This window comes from Bradyrhizobium sp. ORS 285, from assembly GCF_900176205.1.
In the GTDB taxonomy this organism is placed as follows: Bacteria; Pseudomonadota; Alphaproteobacteria; order Rhizobiales; family Xanthobacteraceae; genus Bradyrhizobium.
In genome coordinates this window covers 2,646,094-2,666,880 of record NZ_LT859959.1, presented here as the reverse complement: position 1 = coordinate 2,666,880, position 20,787 = coordinate 2,646,094, and the positions used below count along the sequence as shown (strand labels likewise).

Genomic DNA, 20,787 nt, shown 5'->3' with positions numbered 1-20,787 from the left:
TCGACCAAATGGAACTCGCCCGCCGCAAATTATTTGCGGCAGGCGCAGGTTATTCTTCTGAAATGCTGAAAATGCGCGCGGAGTCAGATACGGCTGACGACGCAGGGGATCGGCTGGTACTTGTGCAGGTACAACAAAGCCTGGTCATTGATGCCGTCGAGCCACACACCGCGGCCGGCATAACGGTAACCATCGCCCATCGGGATCAAGCGGACCGGAATCGCGTGACGCGGACTGAGGCGCAGCTCGCCTGTGACGATTTGTCCCGGCGCGAGCACGGGACGAGAGCGCAGCACGTAGGAGCCGCCATTGTCGCAGGAGATCGCGAAGGCCGCACCAGGCAGCATGAGATCATGCGCCTTTGCGCTACCGACGAATCCACCGAGTGCCGACAGGGTCACTGCCCCGGAAATCATGAGTTGCTTGATCTTCACTGCTATCCCTCTGCTCGCCAGCTTCCCCGCGCGCATTAAGACCGCAAATCGCCTCTTCCACAAGCCGCCATGTCCGCGCAGTTTAAAGCAAGAGCGGCGGACCCTGCCCCCAACTACCACCACTCTCCGCCTCGGCAGCCGGCGCAAGATCGCTCTCGCTCTCGTGGTGCAGCCGCTCGGCATAGGGCGCAGCAAATAGGCTGACGCCGCGATGATCGATCGCAAACAGCGGCATGAAGGACTGCAGATCGCGGCCTTCCATCAAGGCGGCACGGCGATTGTCGAGCACCAGCCATTTGCCGTCGATCCGCACAGCGAGAACCGCGTGGTCCTGGCGCACGGCGAGGTCGCGGACCAGGAGCAGCTTGAGATCGGCTTCCGCCGTTCCGGCTGCGAGCAGCACGGCGTATTTGGCGATGGCGTAGTCCTCGCAGTCGCCGAGGCCGGTGCGCAGGGTCTGCAACGGTGAGCTCCAGACGTCGGGCAAGCCGTGCTGTTGATCGTCGCTGACATAACGCACGGCTTGATTGACGCCGCGATTGACGATCTCCGCGCGGACGCGCGCGTCGGTGGCCGCAGCAGCCAGCCGCTTCAGCGCCACGAAGCTGCGCTCCGACGGCGAGCAGCGCGCGTCATCGGCGTTGCACCGCTCGACCGGGAGCCGCTCGCTGGTCATCGCGCCCTGAACACCACGCCATTTGATCCACAACAGGCCTTCGGGCGCGCGGAAGGTCATCAAGCCGAAGGGTTCGTCGCTCGGCGCTGCCAGAGCGGGTCCTTGCGGCGCGTCGCTGCTGATCCCAGCGCGCGTTGCCACGTCGGTCGACGCCACTTCAACCGGTCCAGAGGCCGCGCGGCGCAGGCCGTCATGCTTGGCGAGCACGGAATTGATGGTGAAGAAGCGGACGGGCGGCGGCACGGACAGAGCTGGCTCGGCCATCCCCCGCTGGTCTCTGCGAGCCGACGTCTCGGCGGACGCGACACCGGCACAGCCGGCCGCTACCGAGAAGGCAAGCGCAAGCCCTAGCGCGCGCGGGAATCCCCGCGGCCGATCGATCCGCAACATCACTGACGCCCCGTATGCTCCGGGGCATCGGCCGACATCTCGTGTCGGTCCCTGTCCCGGTCGTTATGGGGATCAGGGATAGAGCCGGCGCTGCTTCGGGCCGGTTAAACGGGGCTGATCGGGGCGGCCATGTTTGCCGATGCGACTAACAGCGCCGCACCAGACCGTATCAAATTGTAGGTATTTTCGGGACGCCGTTGCCCCACGGGAGCGCAGCGACATGCAAAAGAACCGCCGCAGCCGGTAAGTCCTCAGATACCGCTTGCCGACCGCCCTGGCGGCCATCGGCCGCCACAGCCGGCTTGCGCGACACGCTCAGCGCTCGCGCAGCGCCTCATCGCGCAGCATGCGGGCCGGCTTGACCAGATAGTCCAGCACCGACTTCTTGCCGGTCAGGATCTCCACAGTCGCGACCATGCCCGGAATGATCGGAAGCGGCTGCTCCGCGGTGCCGAGATGGTTCTTCTCCGTGCGCACCATCACGCGATAGAAGGTCTCGCCGCGCTCGTTCTTGTCGCCCTTCTCGTCGGTGATGGTGTCGGCGCTGATGCGCTCGACGCGACCGTGCAGCGAGCCATACACCGAGGAATCATAGGCGCTGAGCTTGACCACCGCCTCATGGTTGGGACGGATGAAGGCGATGTCCTGCGGCCGGATGCGGCCCTCCACCAGCAGCGTGTCGTCGAGCGGCGTGATCTCCATCAGGCTGGCGCCGGGCGCGACGACCGCACCGATGGTGGTGACGTTGACGCGATTGACGATGCCACGCACCGGCGAGCGCAGCTCGGTCCGCCGCACGCGGTCCTGGGCCGACTTGATGTTCTCGTCGAGCACGGCGAGATCGCCGCGGGACTTGGCGAGGTCGTCCTCGGCCTGGGCGCGGAAGGCGGTGACGATGTTCAGCCGGCGGGCCCGCGCTTCCTGCACGGCGGCTTCCGTCTTGACGATGCTGGCTTGGACGACCGCGAGCTGGCCGCGCATGTCGGTGGCCTGGCGGTCGGCGCGCAGCATCTCGATCTCCGGCACCACCTTCTGCTCATAGAGCTTGCGGGTCAGGCCGAGCTCGCGATTGAGCAGCGCGAGCGTCTCCGAGAAGCGCTTCTCGGTCGCCCGGAGCTCGTCGATCTCCTTGCTCTTCTGCTGCTCCTGCTGCTGCACGACGTCGATGTCCTGCGCCAGCTTGCGGGCATGGGCGTCGAACACGGCGCGCTCGCTCTGCACCGCGCGCGGAGCGTCGGCGACGAGGTCGTCGGGAAACACGACCGGGCTGCGGCCCTCGGTCTCCGCCGCGAGCCGGATGACGCGCGCCGCCATCGCGCCGCGGCGCTCGCGAATCTCGCCGAACTGCGAGGCGAAATTGGTGTCCTCGATCCGCGCCAGCGGCTGGTCCTTCTCGACGATCGCGCCCTCCTGCACCAGCAGGTCGGCGATGATGCCGCCTTCCAGCGACTGCACCACCTGGGTCTGGCGCGACGGCACGACCTTGCCGTTGCCGCGCTTGACCTCGTCGAGCACGGCGAAATGCGCCCAGATCAAAAAGGTGAAGAACAGGCCGAGCGAGGCGAACAGCAGCATCCGCGCCGTCTTCGGCGTGCGCAGCTCGATCGCCGCGCGGATGTCGTTGGAGAAGGCGAAATCACTGTGCGACATGTTACTTCGCGCCCTGCACCGGCTTCACCGCTGCCGTCGCGTTCTGCGCCGCCGCAGGCGGCTGCGGACGCAGCATGGTGAGGATCTGCGCGGTCGGCCCATCGGCGACGATCTTGCCGGAATCGAACACGAGGATGCGGTCGACCAGCGACAGCAGCGACGGCCGATGCGTCGAGACGATGATCGACATCTCGCCGGCCTTGTCGCCCTTGGCCAAAACTCTCAGCCGCTCGAGGAATTCGCCCTCGCTGCGGACGTCGAAATGCGCAGTCGGCTCGTCGAGGAACAGCACGCGCGGCTTGCGGATGAGAACGCGGGCGAGCCCGATGGCCTGCTTCTGCCCGCCCGAGAGGCTGCGACCGCCCTCGGCGATCATCATCTCATAGCCCTGCGGATGGCCGGCGATGAAGCTCTCGACGCCGGCGAGCCGCGCCGCCTCCAGCACCTCCTCATCGGTCGCCGCGGGACGGCCGAGCGTGATGTTGTCGCGCAGCTTGCCGTAGAACAGGTCAGTGTCCTGTAAGACGAAACCGATGCCGGCGCGCAGATCCGCCGGGTCGTATTGCTGGATGTCGATGCCGTCGATCAGGATCGAGCCTTCGGTCGGCGGATAGAATGCGGTGGCGAGACGGCCAACCGTGGTCTTGCCGGAGCCGACGCGACCGATGATGCCGATCTTCTCGCCGGGCTTGATGTCGAAGGAGACGTTGTCGAGCGCCTTGGCCTGGCTTCCCGGATAGGAGAAGCTGACATTCTTGAACTGGATGCGGCCCTGCTTGATCTCGCGCGCGACGTAGATCTTTTCCGGCGGGCGCTCGCGGTCCAGCGACATCAGCCGGTCGATCGAGCGCAGCGCCGACGTGGTCTGGGTGAAGCGCGTCATCAGGCCGGCGATGCCGGCGATCGGGCCGAGCACGCGGCCGGACAGCATGTTGGCCGCGACCAGCGCACCGACCGAGAGCTTGCCGTCGAGGATCAGGAACACACCGACCACCACGAGCAGCAGGCTGCAGAGCTGACTGGCGACGGACGCCGCCGTCATCGCCATCGAGGCCCAGAACTGCACGTCCTCGCTGGAGCGCGCCTGCGCCGCCACCGAGCGCTCCCAGACGGTCTGCACCCGGCTCTCGCCGGCCACCGCGCGGACGGTCTCCATGCCGTTCAGCGATTCCACCAGGATGCCGTGCCGCGCCGCCGACTGCGCCTGCATCTTGCGCATCGCCTTGTCGAGCGGCCGCTGGATCAGAAGGCCGACCGCGATCATCACCGGCAGCATCAAGAACGGAATCCAGGCGATCGGGCCTGCGATGACGAACAGCACGATGATGAATACGACCGCGAACAGCATGTCGGTCGCCGACACCACGGTGCCGGAGGTGAAGAATTCGCGGACCGAGTCGAAGTCGCGCATCTGGTTGGCGAGGATGCCGACCGACGGCGGCCGCTTGTCCATCTTTAGCGCCATCACGTGCTCGAAGATGTTGGCGGCCAGCACCACGTCGATCTTCTTGCCGGTCATGTCGATGATGCGGCTGCGCACCACCTTGAGCAGGAAGTCGAAGCCGATGGCGAGCGCCAGCCCGATGCCGAGCGCCACCAGCGACGGGATGGCGCCGTTCGGGATCACGCGATCGTAGACGCTCATCGTGAACAGCGGCGCGGCCAGCGCCAGGATGTTGACGATGAAGGCCGCGATCGCGACGTGTCCGTAATTCGCGCCGAAGCGGCTGACGATGGACCAGAACCAATGCGTCTTCGGCACCTCGCCGGCGGCATCGACGCGCGCATCGGCGACCGCCGCAGGCCGCACGAGATAGGCAAAGCCGACATAGCGGGCCGCAACCGCCTCGAAGCGCTCGATGGCAGGGGCTTCATTGTGCGAGGGGTCGACGATGGTGACGCGGCCGGCCGCCTCATCGATGGTCAGCAGGATACGGGTGGTGCCGTCGTGGAACATCAGCACGCACGGCAGCACCAAAGCGGGAATTTCGCTGAGCGGCCGTTCGACGAGCTGCGCCTCGAGTCCGGCGCGCCGCGCAGCACGATCGTACAGGCCGACGGTGAGCACGCCGGTGTCGAGCGGCAAACCCGACAGCAGCGCGCTGCGGCTCAGCGCACGGCCGTGATGGGCCGCGAGATAGAGCAGACTGTCACTGAGAGGATCAGAAGCCGGTGCGGATACGCTGGGCAGCGGCAGCACGGGCGCCTCTTCCAGCTCAAATCTGGTCGGACGAATATTCAACGACGCCTCAAAAATCCAGCGGGCCAGCCAGGCAACGCGCGCCTGCGCCCAGCGCATTGTGCTAATGATTGTCGTTTAGCCCAATTCTGTGGCTACGCCCCAGGTTTTTCGGGGTTTTCGCCGGTAATGGGGTGAGTATGTCGCAGCACAGTAAATACGAAAGCGAGAAAGGCTGGCGCGGTCTGCACCAGCCTTTCGAGTTGATCTAACTACTTCGGTAGCGGGCCGCCGTAGCCGCCGTATTTGCCCGACGTCACGAACAGCGGCGAGTCCGCAGGATCGCTCGACGCCCAGCGATCGCCGAAGGTGATCGGCGTAGGCTGTTTCGCCGAACCGTCCTGGCCGTACATCGGCACCGGACCTGCAGCGTTCAGCGGCTCCGGTCCCGGCGACGGCGCGCTCAGTCGCACCGGCGGCAGGCGATAGCCGATGAAGCCACCGGATGCGTCGAGCGGTTCGGTCTCCGGCGGATGGCCGGTCTTCAGATAGGCCAGCATCTGCCCCATCGCGGCGAGCAGCTGATAGTCCGCGAACACGACGACTCCGCGCGCCGACACCAGCGACACGTTGGCGTTGAAATACTGGTTCTGCGAGTTCAGGAGGTCGATCAGCGTACGCTGGCCGAGCTCGTATTCCTTGTTGTAGGCGACGAAGGTGCGGCGGGCAGCCTCGACGTCACGAACCAGGGCCCCGACACGATCAGCGGTGATGATCCGCGCTGCCCAAGCCTTGTCGATCGACTCCAGCGCATCGCGCTGCAGACGGGCGTGCTTCTGCTGCTCCTGGATCATGCGCTGGGCAGCTTCCTCACGGCGCCACGAATTCTGGCCGCCGTTAAAGATGTCCCAGGACGCCACGACCTTGCCGCTCACCTCGTCATAGCGGTTGTTGTAGGTGACCGACTCCTTGCCGGTGGTCGCACGACCTTCGAGCGAGACCGTCGGCAGGAAGGTGCCGGTGGTGGCATCGAAGCCACGCTTGGCGGCCGTCACGTCCGCCGCGGCAGCGCGCAGCGTCGGATTGAACTTGTAGGCGATGTCGAGCGATTCAGCCTTGTCCCGCGGGAGGTCCGGCAGACGGCCGGGGAAACGCAGATTGTACGGCTCGACACCGACGACCTTGCGATACTTCGCCCGCGCCACTTCCAGGCTGAGACGGAATTCCTCGAGCACAGCCTGGGCTGCGGCGACGCGCTCTTCGGCCTGCTGGGTATCGCCCTCGCCTGCCCGGCCGCCCTGGAAGCGCGCCAGCACGTTCTTGCGCAGCTCGAGATGAACCTTGAGATTCTTTTCGGCCAGGCCGACCAGCGTGGTGTAGCGCACCACGTCCACATAAGCCTCGGCGGCATCGAGCCCGATCAGCTCGGTGCGCTCGAGCACGCGGAACGCAGCCGCGTCCACGCGCGCAGCCTGTCGCCACACTTCGTTGATGGAGGAAAACCCATCGAAGAGCAGCTGGCGCACGACCACGCTGGCCTCGCGGCCGCGCAGGTAGCGACCGTTGTTGTTCGGCGCGGGCGTGACATATTGCTTGAGCATTTCAGGCCCGGCGCTCGCATCGAGCCGGACCTGGGGGAGCAGGGTTCCCTGCTGTTGGCGAAGCTCCGATTCCGTGGCGCGACGGTTTGCTGCCGCCTCGCCAACGCCCGGGTTTGTCTTCACCGCCTGATTGATGGCGTCCTGAATCGTGAAGGGTTCTGCCCCAAATGCCGGGCTAAAGCCCATCCCCACGACACATATGAAACCGAGTGAATGTATGATCTTCAACATACGAGATCGGTAACAAAGCCGCGATCAACCCGCAAGGAACCGCGCCACACTTCCGACGAAAAAGCGACGGGATGTTGCAGATTGGCGACTCTACGTCAGAATGAGGGCTTTGCGCAAAGAGGTGATTGAGGCTGATCTAGCCTCGTGGGCTTTTTTGAAGGCGGTCGGCCTCTGTCGTTTGGCCGAGACCGGCTGCTATGGCGGCATTCTGCGTGCCCATCCCCATGATTTTTCATCTGCAGGCATACCTCTCCCGTGGTGAGGATAGGATACCCGCGACGCGACGCAGGTTGTAGGCACAGCATGCAAGAACAACATGCACCTTGTTGCGCGTGTAATCGAAGAAGCGCATGCGCCGCAGACCATATTGTTCCTTGAGAACCGCATAGGGTCTTTCAACCTCTGCGCGCACCTTTGCGATCAATTTATTGCGCTGCTTTTGCCGGGCTGTAAGTGCGTGATGCTTGTTCGCCCGGTGCATCAAACGGTCCTTGATGCCAGCCTTCTTCAGGCGCGCATGCCGGCGATGGGTGTAGTAAGCCTGATCGCCATAAACCGCTTTCTCGTCACCGCAGAAGAGCCGATCCGCGGGCTTGGTGTCCGTGACCGAGGCATCCGTCATATGAATGCGGCGAATGATCGTGTGACCCGCATCCACGCCGGTGTGGATCTTATAGCCGAACACGCTCTTTTTGCCTTTCTTTCCCCACTTCGCATCGGGGTCGACAGAGGGCTTTGGCGGGGTCTCCTCTCGCTCTTTGGACGCCTTTCGAGGCGGTCTCGCACGAGCCGGAATCAATGAGGCATCCACGAGGGTGCCCTGCTTCAAGATCAGATGCTTGGCTTCGAACTGACGGTTGATCTCCTCGAATATCTTCTCAATTAGTCCATCCTTGGCAAGTTCCTGCCTGAACCTCCACAGCGTGGTGTGATCCGGCGTGCGGTCGTGCAGGCTGAGGCCGACAAAGCGACGGAACGACAGACGGTCCGCAATGGCAGCTTCCAGCGCCGGATCGGACAAATTGTGCCAGATTCCGGCGAGCAAACACCGCAGCAGGACCTCCGCCGGATAGCTGCTGTTACCAGCGCCGTCGCCACCTCGCTTGCCGAGCAGCGACCGCAACGGCGCCCAGTCCACCACAGCGCCGACTTCGTCCAGGATGCTGCTTCGCGACTTACGAACCAAGCTGTCCGCCAGGCTCATCTGTCCGACATTGCGCTCGACCATGATTTTCGCCCCGACTCACGATAAAATCATCGAATCACGAAGCTGCAATTGCGCAAAGCCCTCAGAATGGGGGAAATGGCTAACGTGGATCAATGGTGGGGGAGGCAGGACTCGAACCTGCGAAGCCATGAGGCGGCTGATTTACAGTCAGCTCCCTTTGCCACTCGGGACACTCCCCCGTATCGATGGCAGTTGAAGGCCGGCCGCGGAAAACAGCGGTTGAGTGACCATCAGCGCCATGAAGACGGTAAGGCCGCGGGGGCCCGGATGAAGGGGCGCGCGCGACCGGGGCCCTTATGATCGAACCGGCCCCTCAAAGTCAACCAAGGGACGACGAATTTTCCCAAGCCGGTTTTTTCCAAGTCGCCGGTGCCAAATTGCCAGAATCCGCCGGCCGTGACAGAAGCTCACGCCATGAGCGAACGCGACCGCAAGCCCCCGTTTCGCCGCCAAGGCGGCAAATCTCCCGGCAAATTCTCCGCCAAGCCCCGCGGCTTCGAGCGGCCGCACGGCCGGTGGGAGCGCGAGGCCGGCTCGGACGGCCCCGTCATTCTCTATGGCTGGCACACCGTGAGCCTGGCGCTGGCCAATCCGAACCGGACCATCCGCAAGCTCTATCTGACGGAGAACGCCGCGCGCCGGCTCGCCGATGAAGGCATCGAGACCCGGGTCGCGCCCGAGATCGTGCGTCCCAGCCAGATCGACCAGCGGCTCGGCCCCGACGCGGTGCACCAGGGCCTGCTCGCCGAGGCCGATCCCCTGCCCTCGCCCGATATCGACACGCTGGCGCCCGAGGGCCTGATCCTGGTGCTCGACCAGATCACCGATCCTCATAACGTCGGCGCCATTCTGCGCTCGGCGGCCGCCTTCGACGTCAAGGCCATCGTGACCACCGCGCGGCATAGCCCGGAGGCAACCGGCGTGCTGGCCAAATCCGCCTCGGGCGCGCTCGAGCTGGTGCCGATCATCACGGTGCAGAACCTCGCCCGCGCCCTCACCCGGCTCAATGAGCGGGGCTTTCAGACCGTCGGGCTCGACAGCGCCGGCGATGCCGACATCGCCGCGGTGCCGCTGCGCCAGCCGCTGGCATTGGTGCTCGGTGCTGAGGGCAAGGGCCTGCGCCAGCTCACGCGCGAGACCTGCAGCGTGGTCGCGCGGCTCGACATGCCCGGCGCGATCAAGAGCCTCAACGTCTCAAATGCCGCGGTGCTCGCGCTCTATGTCGGCGCAAGCCGGCTCGGACTGATGGCCAAATAGCGAAACGCCCGCGCGCAGGCTGCGCACGGGCGTTTGCGACAAGTATTGACCTGGAAGATCAGTAGTAGCGGCGCAGCACGCGACGGCCGTGATAGTAAGACGAGGCGCCCCAGCGATAGCCGGCATGCGGCTGGGCGTACACCACTTCGGGCGCGACGCGGGTCGCCTCATAGGCGTGGTGGCGGTGATGATAGCGATACACCGGCAGCGCGCGCTCCTCATAGGCCGGATACGGCGCGAACGCGCCAGGACCGCTATAGGTCGGGCCCTGGTTCACATAATAATACTGACGGGTCGGCTCCGGCAGGCGCTCATAGGTGGCGCCGCAGCTGCCGCAGCCGGCCGCTCCATACGCACCATAGGTGTAGCCGGGCTGATAGGTATAGGTCGGCTGATAGGTGACCGTCGGCTGGTACGTCACGGTCGGCTGGTAGGTGACGGTCGGCGCGCACGGGCTCGCATAGCCGCACGGCGCGCAGGACGAATAGCCGCAGGCCATGGCGGGCGCGCTTCCCGCAAGGGCGAGGCCGGCGATGGCAACAAGTCCTGAAATCGTATGACGCATGACTCTCTCCTGATGATCTGATTTTTGTTTGATCTCGTTGTCGATGGTTCGATTTTAGCGACGATAGTCTCGGGGCAGATTGTCGTAGCCGCGCGGGTCGCCTTCCGGCGCGACGATCACCGCGGGTGGATACATCGGCACTGGCGGCTCGGCCGGCTGCATCTGCGACTGCGCGCCCCAGGAGCGGGAATAGCTTTCGGCCGGCTTCGGCAGCTTGCGGTTCGCCGGCGGCTCGATCTCCATTCGACCGTAGCCCGGCTTCGAGCCGAGCGTCGGATAATAGTGACCGACATAAGGTTCGGGGTCGACCGGCCGTCCGCCATAGATTTGCGGCTGCATGTAGTTGCCCCTGCCCAGCCCATACTGACCTTCGACCACGGCATAGGACGCATCGATGCCGTTGATCACGACCGGCACGCCCGGCCGTTGCGGAATCACGATCTCGAACCCCTCGCTCGCAAGCGAGGCGGACGCCGTCCCGATCAAGATCGCAAGAGCCGTTGCAATACGCATGAATTCACGCCCCGGTTGCCATGCTACAAATACCGCAACGCGCCTCGTCATGGGTTAAGCGCGCGCATCAATCTGCCGGTAAGGCTAACGCGCGGGCGATTCGTTCGGGTTAAGGCGCCGGACGGGTTCACTGGGCAAGGTTAATGCCCGCTCATCAGCTGAGCGCGCCACGTCCCGCGAATATCTCTCCGAGCGCATCGCAGTTGCCGTGCAAAAACATCGTGAGCACTGCGGAACGGCAAAGCCCGCTTGTACTTAGCAGTCGGGGCGCAACGACGGAGTCATTCCATGATCAGATCTGCAATTCTCGGGGCTGCCGTGCTCGCGACGGCGCTGGCCGCACCGGCCATGGCGCGCGACATGCACCACCGCCACCACATGGCCCGCCAGGACGCCGCGATGATGCAGCAGCAGCGCGCCGACGGCGGCTGGAACAATGGCTGGAATAATAATGGTTGGAATAACGATTGGAATCGCCGCGGCACCGGCTTCTGGCCGGCCGACATCGCTGCCGGCGCGGTCGGCGCCGCCGCCGGGGTGGCTGGAGCTGCCATCGGCACGGCCGGCGCCATCGCCACAGCCCCATTCCGCACGGCCGACGCCTACGCCTATGATCCCGGCCCGTACCGCTTCGGCCAGCCGACCTATGATCGCGGCCAGAACGGTTACTACGGAAATTGGGACAGCTACGCCACGCGCAACGGCCTGGTCTGCCGTCCGGGCACGATGTTCAAGGGCGGCGACGGGCTGATGCACATCTGCCAGTAAGCCTCGCTTGCTTGATCGTCCGGGGGTGGCCAAACGGCCGCCCCCTTTACTTTTTGGAGGCAGTCGCCAGCATCCTCGCTCGCCCAGCCTCCGATTGTCCCGCTCCCTGCGGCCGCGGCGGGTGTAGCCTCGCCGCGCCAACTCTGCTAGGAACGGCCCGCACCGGGTATCTGACATCAGCGGGTTACGATCATTTCTGCATCGTCCGCGTCAGCATGCATTCGCCGGCTTAGCTCAGCGGTAGAGCAGCGGTTTTGTAAACCGAAGGTCGGGGGTTCAATCCCCTCAGCCGGCACCAGTGACAACCACGACTCGCTCCGCACCGGCTGGCGTTCTGCCGGATGACTCGGTCTCTCACGCCTGCTGTCGAGCCACGCTCACTCCTAGGAACCATCTGCACGGAATCGCATTGAGGCTACCGGCTTCGGCGGGCGGGGACGAAACGGGTTCAAACTGTGGCAACAATATTGCCACATCTCAACCAGGACTCGCGCTTATCCCCAGAAGTCACTGGTCCATCAACTTGATTTAGCGACAGCCATTTGTTGCAATTGCGGCCTTCTGGGGGACATCGTCATGACGTGGAAGGAAGAGCGTGATGCGCTGATCGCGCAGACCATGGCCTTCGTGCAATCGGTCACCGGCAAGCCGGCCGACTTCTCCAAGTTCGAAGTCCCCGCCATTCCGGTCGCGCCGCCCGTCGCCTCCCAGCAGGCACCGACCTCCCGCGCGGCGTCGATTGCGGCCCAACCGACGGCTGCAAAGCCTGGGGATCAAGAGTTCCCGGTCGGGGATTTGAACGGTGTGGCGGATCCAGCGCCGGCAGAGAGCTATGAGTTGGCCAAGGTGCGGGGACAGGAGTCCCCTGCTCTGCAGTCGCCAGCCGCCCAAACCGGTTCTGGTCCCGGGCGCTTCACCAGCATAGCATCGCAGCTTGATCTGCAGCGCGACATGCAGGCGGAGATTCGCGCCCGTGTCGCCCGTTTCCGTGCCCATCAGGAGCGCTTCAACCGCGAGCGGCAGGAATATTTCAGCGCAACGCTTGCACGATTGAAGGCCACTGCCGAGGGGACGGTACTCCCCGAAGAGTGAGCTCGCCGTTCTCGTCGGCTCAAGCCCATGAGAGAGGCGCGCCGGCTCACAGCCAGGCGCACAACGTCGCCACATTGGCGACAAAAGCCAGCAACAATCCAAAAGCGAGCGTCAGCTGGATCCGCCCGCAGAAGATGTGGAGATCGGTTCCCATGGACTTAACCATCTGGCGATTCTAGCCCCGGAGTCCCACGGATTCTTTTTCCAAAAATTTAGGACTCGTTTACGACTCGCGCGGCCGAAAAGGCCACTTTCCGGCCGCGAACACGCCCGTGTCTCGCTACAACCCCTGTTCATCGTTGGTTCATCCTTCGCTTCTTTGGAGCCGTTTGGAATGCCCTATGCCCTGTTTTGCAACGAGGCCAAGTTGAGCAAGGCCTATCCGACCGAGGCTGACGTCTGGCGGCTGGCACGGCAAAGCGGACTGGTGGTGGATGTGATGATCAACGCGCGGCGCGAGGCCGGGCATCTGCAGCTCGACAACGACTACGAGATCAGGCCGTGTGCGGCCGAGCCGGAAGAGGATCCCTGGCAGAACCGCGTCGAGGCCGACCAGGAGTTCAACATCCCCTACGCCTCCTGAGCGAGGGACATCACGCCAGGGGCGCCTGCCCCTGGCGACGCCCTCGATTTTCGCCCTGATCAGATAAGCGGACGATTCAACCGCGATCCTCCATGGGAGGGACCGCGCCGACGCACCTCTGACGATTTTCAGCAGGCTTTTGCGACTGACGACACCGCAATCGGCGGGCAGCTAGGCTGTCCGCCGGAAGCGTCGTGATGACATCCGGACCTTACGGCGTGGCCGTGGCCAGCGAGGCGGTTTCGGAGGGAAGTGCGACACAGGCACGCTTGCGGCTGAGACCGCGGATCGCACCGGTCACCTTCAGCACCTTACCCAACGGGCAGGACGCGGCTTGCACCAGCGCCACTTCATAGGGCGCCAGCATCAGAGGTTCGGACTTCAGGACGGTCTGGGCGGAGCACGGCAAAACAGCCGCCGACAACAACAGCACGGACAACAAGATACGCATGTGGGATGATCCATCAAACCGGCGGACTCATAATAACAAGTGGTGGCGAAAGTTTCACGAAGGTTTGAAAATTTTTTTGCACTGCGTGAGAGCCACCGACACCTCGCCGGCCACACTCCCCGCAGCAAAACGCCCGCGCCAAGGCGCGGGCGTGAGACAAATTGACGTCGCCGTGGTGACGCGGGAGCGCCGGCCCGACGGTCAATACTTGCTGGCGACCGGACCGCCCCAACCGAAGCGGTAGTTCACGCCGACCTTCACCGTATGGTCCTCGTTGTTGAAGCGGCTGCCCACGATCGGAGCCGGTCCACCCGTGAAAGTCGTATTGCCGAAATTGTAGTACTGGTACTCGGCCTTGGCCGACCAGTTCGGGGCGAACATGTATTCGAGGCCGGCGCCGACCGTGTAGCCGTCCTTGCTGTTGCCGGAAGTGGTGAAGCCCGCCGGCACGCCGGCGACGTTCACGCCCAGGCCATTGCCGTCACGCCAGGCGTAACCGCCCTTGGCATAGACCATGGCCGGCCCCCAGGTGTAGCCGAGCCGACCGGTCACCGAGCCGAGCTGGTTGGCGCCGGTCGAGCTCACGACCGTCGCGCCAGGGAAGCCGAAATTGGTCGTGTTGCGGTCCATCCAGCTGTACTGGGCCTCGATACCCAGCACCCAGTTCGGCGCGAACTGGTAGTCGAAGCCGCCCTGGACGCCGCCGAGGAAGCGCCCGTTGTTGCCGTCGAGGCTGTTATTCGCGGCGAACGCCCCGCCGAGATGGCCGCCGATATAGAACCCGGTCCAGTCGTAGATCGCCTGCGGCGGGGTCAAAGGCGGCGCCTTGGTGTAGGTGCGCGCGGGCATGTCGGCAGCCAACGCCGGCACGGCGGCAACCGTCGAAGCCAAGGCGGTCAGAGCCACTGCACTCAGAAAAACGCGTTTCATGGGACATCCCCGTTATTCATTTGCGACATCTATCGAACATCGTGGCCGCATTTGGGTTGCCCGGTGGCGGTGACGCAGCTGTGATTGTCCAGCGCGTGTCACCAGGGGGCAACAAAGGCCTTTTGTTCCATAGGCTTCCCGAAGATTTCGTGAAGCTGACGCCTCGCCCGACATTTGGTCGCACCGAGGCGGCAAAGCGTTTGAACCTATCCTTAAATTGTGATTGCGCCGCCCTGCCCGCAAGCCGCTGCGACGACGTGGCAGATCTGCCGCTGACGCCCTTGCTAGCGCGTCAGGGCCGCCAGCTCGGGGAAGGCCGCATAGGTCGATCCGGCACAGAGCTCGCCGGCCTCCTCGAGCAGCCGGTCAAACCGCCCATCGACAAAGATCGCCGCGCGCTCCTTGGCCGGGCGGTAGCTGCCGTCGGACTCGCGCGCCGCATAGCGGAGGCAGCTGACATAGCGCAGGCGACCGCCGACCGTCCGCTGCACCGGCTCGGCCAGCACGCCCTCGCGCACTCCGACCGGATTGTTCAGATAGGTCCTGAGATAGGCCAGGAGCTCGGCGCGATAGTTTGCCGGAAACGGCTGGCCGGAGACACCACGGTCGCCGGTATAGGATATGGCGCGATTGTCCTCGCTCATGAACGCGGCGGGATCGCCGCTCGCGCAGCCCGCCAGCAGCAATGCCAGCGCGGCCGACGGCCACCAGCTCGTTCTCCCCATCCCCACCGCGCGCAACTCTGCAAGACCTCTCCTCGTCAGCTTCTAGCCGAAAGCCCGCGAACAGGAAATCCACTCGGCCTCACAGCGTCGTCAAACCGCTGCCGCCGGTCACGCGGGAAGCGTGCCGGCGGCAATACGAGCGTCGGTCGGATGATGGCCCTCAGCCGATCAGCCGCGGCGGGTCGCCGGCGTCACGCGCTTAAGGCTCACCTTCTTGTGGGCGGCGGCGGACGCATGCTGGACCTTCACCTTGTCGTGATGGCGGAGATGCGCGGTATGCCGATGGGTGTGCCGAAGCAGCGAGGCGTGCGGCTTGCCCTTGGCCTTGCCGACCGTCGACTTCATCTCGTTGGTCTTGTCACCGGTCTGCGCGGTGCCGGCCTTCGCGTCGGTCTTGCTCGCGTCGGTCTTGTTGATCTCGGTCTTACCGGTCGACGTGCCGGTGGTCTGGGTCGACTTCGCGGAAGCATCGGTTTTTGCAGGGCCTGCAGCGAAGGCGGGCGCAGCCAGGATCGACGCGGCGAGCAGTGCAACGGACATGGTCTTCAGCATGGTCGTCTCCGTGATGTGAAGATCTGCAAGGCACCATCCAATGCGGATGGGCTCGTGATCATGGAAACGACAATAGGGAACGGGCACTGAACCCACCCTGAAGTAAAGCACGGCTTTCAGTTCATGGACATGAAGGGATAGTCATCGAGATGACTAGCCTGTCATCATCTGGCCAGTATAATGCACCGATCGCGGCGCAAAATCCGCGCAAACGACCGGGAATATTTCGCAGCTGCGGAAGTTCTTCTCCGCATGCAGTCACCACCTGTTGGATCGACAACTCGGGAGATACGAATGAAAAAGTCTGCGATCAGGATTGCCACGCTGGCATTGTGCGCGATGGCCGTGGCCTCCGGGCCGCTGCTTCTGTCGAAGGCTTATGCCGCGGGCAGCGAGACTCCGTCCTCGCCGCCGCCGGACAAGAAGAAGAAGGACAAGAGCTCGAGCATCGACGATCCGAAGTTCCTCGCTGCCTATCGCACGGCCTACACCTCGATCTACGATCGCGGCGACTACACCACCGCGATCCAGCAGCTCAAGGCGCTGAACCGTGAGGACGTCGCCGACGTCGCCAACCTGATCGGCTACTCCTACCGCAAGCTCGGCAACTACCAAGCCTCCAAGCAGTACTACGAGCAGGCCCTGGCGGATGATCCGAACCACGTCCGCACCTGGCAGTATTACGGCCTGTGGCAGCTCGAACAGGGCAACCGCGAGCAGGCCAAGTACCACCTCGACAAGGTGGCGCAGCTCGCCGGCACCAACAGCGCCGAATATCGCTCGCTGGCCGACGCGCTCGAGAAGCAGCCGGGCACCGGCCTCGTCTACTGAGGCGCGATCGGACACGTCCGATCTTGAGATCGATGGCGCAGCCCGAAAGGGCTGCGCCATTTCTGTTTGTCGGTCGCGGTTTGTCCGCTAAGGATGGCCGGCAGCATTTTTATTGCGCGATTTGAAACAGGAGATTGCTCGTGGAGCCCTGGCTTGGCGCGGCACTCGGTTACATCAAGGATTGGCTGGCGTATCAGGTCGAGGTCTCCGGACAGCCCGGCTGCATCATCGCGATCGCCCATCGCGGCGAGGCCGTGCTCGAAGCCGCGTTCGGGCATGCCAATCTCGACAGCGGCGAGAAGCTGACGCCAAGGCATCGCTTCCGCATCGCCTCTCACACCAAGGCGTTCACGGCCGCCGGAATCATGCGGCTGCGCGAGCAGAAGCGGCTGAAGCTCGATGACCCCGTCGGCGACTACGTCAAGGACCTGCATCCGGAGGTCGCCACCGCCACGCTCGGCCAATTGCTCTCTCATACCGCAGGCCTCGTCCGCGACGGCAAGGATTCCGGCCAGTTCACCGACGGCCGCCCCTACCTCGACTGGAACGAGCTGCTGGCCGAGCTGAAGCTGCCGCCGGCGATCGAGCCGAACAGCCGCTTCAAATACTCCAACCACGGCTACGGCCTGCTCGGCCTCGTCATCGAACAGATCACCGGCGAGCCCTACCCCAGCTGGCTTCAGCGCGAGATCATGACCCCGCTGGGCCTGCGCGAGAGTGCGCCCGACATGACGCTGCTGGCCAAGACCGTGCCGTTCGCGCGCGGCCATTCCCGCATCGTGCCACTGGGACGCCGCGCGGTGATTCCCGGCGACAATCCGACCCAGGCCATCATGGCCGCCGCAGGCGTCGTTGCGACCGCGGCGGATACCGCGCGCTTCTTCGCCCAGCTCGCACCCAACGCGAAAAAGAGCCTGCTCTCAGTCGCGAGCCGCCGCGAGATGGTCCGGCGGCAATGGCGCGTGCCGCAGGACGTCGAGGAAGCCTATTACGGCTTGGCGTTGATGAGCGGCACCACCGCAGGCTTCGACTGGTTCGGCCATGGCGGCGGCTTCCAGGGCTACATCTCGCGCACCTCGGTCATCCCGTCGCGTGAGATCGCGATCACCGTGCTGACCAACGCCATCGACGGCTGGGCCCCGGGTTGGGCCAACGGCGTCAAGTTCATCCTGCAAGCCTTCGCCACCCATGGCGCGCCGTCGCGCAAGACACGCGACTGGAGCGGGCGCTGGTGGACGCTGTGGAGCGCCTTCGACCTCGTCCCCTTCGGCGAGCAGGTGATGGTGGCCAATCCGTCCTTCCTCAACCCGTTCCTCGATGCGCCACGCATCGAGGTGACGGGGCGCGATGAAGGCCGGATCGCACACGCCGCCGGTTATTCCAGCCATGGCGAGCCCGTCCGGCGCGTGCGCTCGAAGTCCGGCGTCAGCGAAGTCTGGCTCGGCGGCGCGCGCCTGCGGCCGGAACGCGTGTTGAAGGCGGAAATGGAGCGGAGATATCCGAAGGGCCGGCGGAAGAAGGAGAGTTAGTCCGAGATCGCGCCACCAGCACCGTCATTGCGAGCGTAGCGAAGCAATCCAGGGCGGCGCGAGGACTCTGGATTGCTTCGCTTCGCTCGCAATGACGTGGTGAGCACTGGGGCTCACATGAACAGAGTCTCGCTCGCCCTACTTCATCAATGCTTCAAGCTCACCCCGGAACGCCTTCCGCGCATCGTCGCGCGAATAGAACATGTGGCCGCCGGGATAGACCACGAGCTTGACCCGCGGCGGGCGCGCGAAGGCCGGCAGCTGGTCGAGCAGGATCTTCGAGCCGTAATACGGCGTGGCGAGATCGAACAGGCCATGGCCGACCAGGAGCTTGAGCTTGGGATCGAGCGCGAGAATCTGCCGCAGCTCGCCGGTGGACTCCGGCGGGCTGATGCCGCGGCCGAAATCCCAGGAGCGGTTGACCGCGCCGCTGAGCAGCTCGTAGGAGCCGTCGGGACGCCAGTTCAGCTTGCGCGTCGTCAGCTCGACCGCCGCGCTGGTCAGGGGCGCCGTGAGCACGTCACCGGAGGGATCGGAGCTGCGCGAGTGGCTCGAATCCGGATACGGGTCGATGCCCAGCACCGAGCCGTCATAGCGGCCGGTGACGCGGCCGTTCTTGCGGTCGAACTCGCGGCGAAACTCCGAGACGTCGAAACGGCCCGCGAGCCTGCGGCTGACCGTCTCGTCGATCCCGGTCAGGCTCGCGACCTTGTCGGCGAGCCGGTTCGTCGCCTCGAGGTCCGCCTCGCCCTTGACGAGATCGAGCAGGAAGTCCCCGCTCGCATAACGCTCGACATCAGCGAGATCGGCGCGCGTCACCGGGCCCTTCATCTGCTTGGCCACGGCCGCAAAGCTTGGCAGGCTCGCGACATATTGCAACAGGCTGGAGCCTGAATAGTCGCGGAAGTCCATCAGCGGCGAGACCAGGATCAGTCCGCTGACGCCGACACCCTGGTCCTGCTGCAGGTTTTGCACGATCTTCGGACCGCGGATGCCGCCATAGCTTTCGGCGGTGACGAATTTCGGCGAGGCCAGCCGGTCGTTCTTCTCCAGCCAGCGGCGAACCACGAGCGACAGCGAGCGCACGTCGCCGTCGACCGAGAAGAACCGCTTGCGGACGTCTTCGCCCGTGGCAACAAAACGGCTGTAGCCGGTGCCGACGGGATCGATGAAGACGAGATCGGTGAAGTCGAGCCAGGTGTCGGCATTCGGCAGCAGGTCCGGCTTGGACGACGGCGTGACGCTGGCTGCGTCGATTCCAATCCGCCACGGCCCGGCATTGCCGAGCTGCAGATAGGCGGAGGAGGCACCGGGGCCGCCGTTGAAGAAGAACGTCACGGGGCGGCTGGCGCGATCGGTGCCGTCGAGCTGATAAGACGTATAGGCGATATCGGCCTGCGGCTCGCCCTTGTCATCGAACAGGCGGATCGAGCCGGCAGTCGCCGTGAACGACAGCGTCCGCCCAGGCAATTTGAGCGTCTGCGTGGTGGTGGAGTCGGCCGGCAGCTTGTGCTGGTCGGCCGCCGAGGCCGAGCCCGGCGGGGTCGCGGCGCGGTTGCCCGCTGAGCCGGTGCGGGCTCCGCTCGGTGCGGCATGCTCCTGCGCCGCGGGCGGGGCGTCCTGGGCGTGCAGCGCCGGTCCGGCGATCAGCGCCGTCAGGGCCAAGACCGAGGCCACCAGACCGGACCGTCCGATGGACGACGTGAAACCTGCCATCAACTCACTCCCTCGACCCGTACCGGTACACCCGCCGTCTTCAAACGCATGAACCGCGCCTGGGGACCAACCTCAACCAACTCTTCCGTGATCCAGGTCACACCGCACCCGGTGCCTGTTCGGCCGACTTGTGTTATGGGCTCGAACCTCTCGATCCCGTCCAGCGTCCCACCCATGGGACAAAGGCGCGCCGCCGGTTGCGATCACGGAGTTCATCATGAAATACCCGACGTTCATCGTCGCAGCCCTGACCGGGCTCGCCGCACCGGCCTTTGCCGGACCGCCGGCCGCGCTGGTGGAGGACGTGCAGGGCGAGGTGTCCGGCGCCGAGCTGATGGACTATGTCGCGCCCGGCCAGGTGATCAAGCTCGGTCCCGACGGCGCCGTGGTCATGAGCTACCTTAAATCCTGCCGTCGCGAGACGGTCAACGGGACCGGCAGCGTCACCGTGGGCCCGTCCGAAAGCAAGGTCGAGGGCGCCGCTCTCAAGAGCGACATCGTCAATTGCGACGCCAGCCACGCGCAGGCGACGACGCGCGAGACCAGCGAGGTCGCGGCGACCATCGTGCGCAGCGTCGGGCCGGACAGCGCACCGATCGCGCAGGCGGTGATCTATGGCGCCTCGCCGATCTTCGAAGCAAAGGGGCGTGGCACCCTGGTCGTCGAGCGGCTCGACCAGCCGGGTGATCGCCAGGAGGTCGAGCTCTCCGGCCGGCAGTACAAGGGACGCTTCTACGATTTCGCCGGGACCAGCCATCCGCTGACGCCGGGCGGCACCTATGTCGCGAGCTTCGGCCCCGCTCGTATCGTCTTCAAGGTCGACGCGCAGGCCAAAGCGGGTCCTGGCCCCGCGGTCGGGCGGCTGATCCGGCTCAACTGAAGCTGA

21 protein-coding genes and 2 tRNA genes are annotated in these 20,787 nt (G+C 64.8%); 8 read left to right on the top strand and 15 right to left on the bottom strand.

All coding sequences use genetic code 11. The features are described 5' to 3' along the window. Positions 1-83: 83 nt before the first annotated feature. The 7 genes from BRAD285_RS12105 to BRAD285_RS12075 all read right to left on the bottom strand — a co-directional run bounded on the left by BRAD285_RS12105 (position 84) and on the right by BRAD285_RS12075 (position 8,568). Complete coding sequence (locus BRAD285_RS12105) at positions 84-434, bottom strand: hypothetical protein (RefSeq protein ID WP_035648999.1); 351 nt, start codon at positions 432-434, stop codon at positions 84-86. Positions 435-516: 82 nt separating this feature from the next. Next, positions 517-1,374 carry a transglutaminase-like cysteine peptidase gene (locus tag BRAD285_RS12100; protein WP_244422413.1) on the bottom strand — a complete coding sequence of 286 codons (858 nt, stop codon included), beginning with the start codon at positions 1,372-1,374 and terminating at the stop codon, positions 517-519. Positions 1,375-1,815: 441 nt separating this feature from the next. Beyond that, positions 1,816-3,150 carry an HlyD family type I secretion periplasmic adaptor subunit gene (locus BRAD285_RS12095; RefSeq protein ID WP_006615684.1) on the bottom strand — a complete coding sequence of 445 codons (1,335 nt, stop codon included), beginning with the start codon at positions 3,148-3,150 and terminating at the stop codon, positions 1,816-1,818. Position 3,151: 1 nt separating this feature from the next. Further along, a complete protein-coding gene (locus tag BRAD285_RS12090) occupies positions 3,152-5,449 on the bottom strand; it encodes a type I secretion system permease/ATPase (RefSeq protein WP_139020743.1) in 2,298 nt (765 codons plus the stop codon). 152 nt (positions 5,450-5,601) lie between these two features. Continuing rightward, positions 5,602-7,161 (bottom strand): TolC family outer membrane protein, encoded by a 1,560-nt coding sequence (locus BRAD285_RS12085; RefSeq protein ID WP_006615686.1) that lies wholly within the window; start codon positions 7,159-7,161, stop codon positions 5,602-5,604. Positions 7,162-7,393: 232 nt separating this feature from the next. After that, positions 7,394-8,389, bottom strand: coding sequence for an IS5 family transposase (locus tag BRAD285_RS12080; protein WP_087877644.1), 996 nt, complete (start codon positions 8,387-8,389; stop codon positions 7,394-7,396). 93 nt (positions 8,390-8,482) lie between these two features. Then, a tRNA-Tyr gene (locus BRAD285_RS12075) sits at positions 8,483-8,568 on the bottom strand. Between the two features lie 235 nt (positions 8,569-8,803). Between BRAD285_RS12075 and rlmB the strand changes: the two genes are divergently transcribed. Beyond that, positions 8,804-9,646 carry a 23S rRNA (guanosine(2251)-2'-O)-methyltransferase RlmB gene (rlmB, locus tag BRAD285_RS12070; protein WP_035647060.1) on the top strand — a complete coding sequence of 281 codons (843 nt, stop codon included), beginning with the start codon at positions 8,804-8,806 and terminating at the stop codon, positions 9,644-9,646. Positions 9,647-9,704: 58 nt separating this feature from the next. Here the strand turns inward: rlmB and BRAD285_RS12065 are convergent, their stop codons facing one another. Both BRAD285_RS12065 and BRAD285_RS12060 read right to left on the bottom strand, forming a co-directional pair. Further along, a complete protein-coding gene (locus tag BRAD285_RS12065; RefSeq protein ID WP_006612906.1) occupies positions 9,705-10,211 on the bottom strand; it encodes a hypothetical protein in 507 nt (168 codons plus the stop codon). 54 nt (positions 10,212-10,265) lie between these two features. After that, positions 10,266-10,724 (bottom strand): hypothetical protein, encoded by a 459-nt coding sequence (locus tag BRAD285_RS12060; protein ID WP_006612907.1) that lies wholly within the window; start codon positions 10,722-10,724, stop codon positions 10,266-10,268. A gap of 288 nt (positions 10,725-11,012) precedes the next feature. On the opposite strand from BRAD285_RS12060, the gene BRAD285_RS12055 reads away from it, so the two are divergent. From BRAD285_RS12055 to BRAD285_RS12045, 3 genes are all read left to right on the top strand, one after another. Next, on the top strand, positions 11,013-11,492 hold the full coding sequence (locus BRAD285_RS12055) for a hypothetical protein (protein WP_006612908.1): 480 nt from the start codon (positions 11,013-11,015) through the stop codon (positions 11,490-11,492). Between the two features lie 223 nt (positions 11,493-11,715). Further along, positions 11,716-11,790, top strand: a tRNA-Thr gene (locus BRAD285_RS12050). 278 nt (positions 11,791-12,068) lie between these two features. Beyond that, complete coding sequence (locus BRAD285_RS12045) at positions 12,069-12,584, top strand: hypothetical protein (RefSeq protein WP_006612909.1); 516 nt, start codon at positions 12,069-12,071, stop codon at positions 12,582-12,584. Between the two features lie 46 nt (positions 12,585-12,630). Here the strand turns inward: BRAD285_RS12045 and BRAD285_RS12040 are convergent, their stop codons facing one another. Further along, positions 12,631-12,738, bottom strand: a complete 108-nt coding sequence (locus BRAD285_RS12040) for a hypothetical protein (protein ID WP_035647070.1) — start codon at positions 12,736-12,738, stop codon at positions 12,631-12,633. Positions 12,739-12,918: 180 nt separating this feature from the next. Here BRAD285_RS12040 and BRAD285_RS12035 point away from each other — a divergent pair, with 180 nt between their 5' ends. Beyond that, entirely contained in the window at positions 12,919-13,167 is a 249-nt protein-coding gene (locus BRAD285_RS12035; protein ID WP_006612910.1) for a hypothetical protein, read from the top strand. 211 nt (positions 13,168-13,378) lie between these two features. Here the strand turns inward: BRAD285_RS12035 and BRAD285_RS12030 are convergent, their stop codons facing one another. From BRAD285_RS12030 to BRAD285_RS12015, 4 genes are all read right to left on the bottom strand, one after another. Then, positions 13,379-13,618 (bottom strand): hypothetical protein, encoded by a 240-nt coding sequence (locus BRAD285_RS12030; RefSeq protein ID WP_035647062.1) that lies wholly within the window; start codon positions 13,616-13,618, stop codon positions 13,379-13,381. A 201-nt stretch (positions 13,619-13,819) separates the two neighbouring features. Continuing rightward, a complete protein-coding gene (locus tag BRAD285_RS12025; RefSeq protein WP_006612912.1) occupies positions 13,820-14,548 on the bottom strand; it encodes an outer membrane protein in 729 nt (242 codons plus the stop codon). Positions 14,549-14,832: 284 nt separating this feature from the next. Next, positions 14,833-15,279 (bottom strand): hypothetical protein, encoded by a 447-nt coding sequence (locus BRAD285_RS12020; RefSeq protein ID WP_006612913.1) that lies wholly within the window; start codon positions 15,277-15,279, stop codon positions 14,833-14,835. Positions 15,280-15,441: 162 nt separating this feature from the next. Then, positions 15,442-15,825, bottom strand: a complete 384-nt coding sequence (locus BRAD285_RS12015) for a hypothetical protein (RefSeq protein WP_006612914.1) — start codon at positions 15,823-15,825, stop codon at positions 15,442-15,444. A gap of 294 nt (positions 15,826-16,119) precedes the next feature. Here BRAD285_RS12015 and BRAD285_RS12010 point away from each other — a divergent pair, with 294 nt between their 5' ends. Further along, positions 16,120-16,656 (top strand): tetratricopeptide repeat protein, encoded by a 537-nt coding sequence (locus tag BRAD285_RS12010; RefSeq protein ID WP_006612915.1) that lies wholly within the window; start codon positions 16,120-16,122, stop codon positions 16,654-16,656. Between the two features lie 140 nt (positions 16,657-16,796). Continuing rightward, positions 16,797-18,185: a serine hydrolase gene (locus tag BRAD285_RS12005; protein WP_006612916.1), complete on the top strand. Its 1,389-nt coding sequence runs from the start codon at positions 16,797-16,799 to the stop codon at positions 18,183-18,185. 138 nt (positions 18,186-18,323) lie between these two features. Here BRAD285_RS12005 and BRAD285_RS12000 read toward each other — a convergent pair whose 3' ends face one another. Further along, positions 18,324-19,901, bottom strand: a complete 1,578-nt coding sequence (locus BRAD285_RS12000) for a S10 family peptidase (protein WP_006612917.1) — start codon at positions 19,899-19,901, stop codon at positions 18,324-18,326. A gap of 217 nt (positions 19,902-20,118) precedes the next feature. Here BRAD285_RS12000 and BRAD285_RS11995 point away from each other — a divergent pair, with 217 nt between their 5' ends. After that, the gene (locus tag BRAD285_RS11995; protein ID WP_006612918.1) at positions 20,119-20,781 is read left to right on the top strand and encodes a hypothetical protein; all 663 of its coding nucleotides are present in this window, start codon (positions 20,119-20,121) and stop codon (positions 20,779-20,781) included. Positions 20,782-20,787 lie beyond the last annotated feature (6 nt).

Coding starts and splice junctions, on each gene's coding strand:
- BRAD285_RS12100 (WP_244422413.1), bottom strand. CDS start 1,374: ATGGCCGAGCCAGCTCTGTCCGTGCCGCCGCCCGTCCGCTTCTTCACC.
- BRAD285_RS12095 (WP_006615684.1), bottom strand. CDS start 3,150: ATGTCGCACAGTGATTTCGCCTTCTCCAACGACATCCGCGCGGCGATC.
- BRAD285_RS12090 (WP_139020743.1), bottom strand. CDS start 5,449: ATGCGCTGGGCGCAGGCGCGCGTTGCCTGGCTGGCCCGCTGGATTTTT.
- BRAD285_RS12085 (WP_006615686.1), bottom strand. CDS start 7,161: ATGTTGAAGATCATACATTCACTCGGTTTCATATGTGTCGTGGGGATG.
- BRAD285_RS12080 (WP_087877644.1), bottom strand. CDS start 8,389: ATGGTCGAGCGCAATGTCGGACAGATGAGCCTGGCGGACAGCTTGGTT.
- rlmB (WP_035647060.1), top strand. CDS start 8,804: ATGAGCGAACGCGACCGCAAGCCCCCGTTTCGCCGCCAAGGCGGCAAA.
- BRAD285_RS12065 (WP_006612906.1), bottom strand. CDS start 10,211: ATGCGTCATACGATTTCAGGACTTGTTGCCATCGCCGGCCTCGCCCTT.
- BRAD285_RS12060 (WP_006612907.1), bottom strand. CDS start 10,724: ATGCGTATTGCAACGGCTCTTGCGATCTTGATCGGGACGGCGTCCGCC.
- BRAD285_RS12055 (WP_006612908.1), top strand. CDS start 11,013: ATGATCAGATCTGCAATTCTCGGGGCTGCCGTGCTCGCGACGGCGCTG.
- BRAD285_RS12045 (WP_006612909.1), top strand. CDS start 12,069: ATGACGTGGAAGGAAGAGCGTGATGCGCTGATCGCGCAGACCATGGCC.
- BRAD285_RS12040 (WP_035647070.1), bottom strand. CDS start 12,738: ATGGGAACCGATCTCCACATCTTCTGCGGGCGGATCCAGCTGACGCTC.
- BRAD285_RS12035 (WP_006612910.1), top strand. CDS start 12,919: ATGCCCTATGCCCTGTTTTGCAACGAGGCCAAGTTGAGCAAGGCCTAT.
- BRAD285_RS12030 (WP_035647062.1), bottom strand. CDS start 13,618: ATGCGTATCTTGTTGTCCGTGCTGTTGTTGTCGGCGGCTGTTTTGCCG.
- BRAD285_RS12025 (WP_006612912.1), bottom strand. CDS start 14,548: ATGAAACGCGTTTTTCTGAGTGCAGTGGCTCTGACCGCCTTGGCTTCG.
- BRAD285_RS12015 (WP_006612914.1), bottom strand. CDS start 15,825: ATGCTGAAGACCATGTCCGTTGCACTGCTCGCCGCGTCGATCCTGGCT.
- BRAD285_RS12010 (WP_006612915.1), top strand. CDS start 16,120: ATGAAAAAGTCTGCGATCAGGATTGCCACGCTGGCATTGTGCGCGATG.
- BRAD285_RS12000 (WP_006612917.1), bottom strand. CDS start 19,901: ATGGCAGGTTTCACGTCGTCCATCGGACGGTCCGGTCTGGTGGCCTCG.
- BRAD285_RS11995 (WP_006612918.1), top strand. CDS start 20,119: ATGAAATACCCGACGTTCATCGTCGCAGCCCTGACCGGGCTCGCCGCA.